We start from the raw sequence: 573 nt of genomic DNA, 5'->3' as shown, positions 1-573 counted from the left end.
CGGTGCGTCGGCCTCGGCCGTGGGCTCGGTCTGTGCCTGGGTCTCCGGGCCGTCCTCGGGCTTTTCCGATGCTGTCGGCTCGGGGGCCGACGACGACTCCGGCTTCTCGGGCGCTGCGGGCTCGGCGACGGCCGGCTGCTCCGTCTCGGTCGCCTTCTCCGCCGGGGCCTCGTCCGATGCCGTCGGCTCCTTGGTGACCGGCTTTTCCGCCGGGGTCGGTTCAGACGACTCCGTGGTCTCCGTCGGCTGATCGGCGTCCGTCGACTCCTCGACCACCGACTCGGCCTCGGCCGCTGCCTCCGGCACCACCGCCGCAGGCTTCTCCGCGACCGCCGGCTCCTCCACAGACTGCGGTTTCCCCGCCGCCGGCTCCTCAACTGCCTGCGGCTTCTCCTGCGCCGCCGGCTCCTCAACAGCCCCCTGCTCCTCCGCAGCCGCAGGCTCTTCCGCAGCCGCAGGCTCCTCCGCAACCCCCTGCTCCCCCTCCGCAGACCGCGCGGGCCTCGGGACCGTCACGCGGTCGAAGGCCAACGACACGAGGTCGTGTTCGTTTCGGGGTTCGGGGACGTCTGC

1 pseudogene is annotated in these 573 nt (G+C 73.1%); it reads right to left on the bottom strand.

The annotated features are described in order from the left end of the window. Window positions 1-573: pseudogene (locus CCL05_RS45060) on the bottom strand (VWA domain-containing protein); the annotation flags it as partial.

Origin of the sequence: Streptomyces africanus (genome assembly GCF_002150735.1) — a bacterium.
Taxonomy (GTDB): Bacteria; Actinomycetota; Actinomycetes; order Streptomycetales; family Streptomycetaceae; genus Streptomyces; species Streptomyces africanus.
Note: the sequence above shows the minus strand (reverse complement) of the source record. Positions and strands in the feature narration are given on the sequence as shown.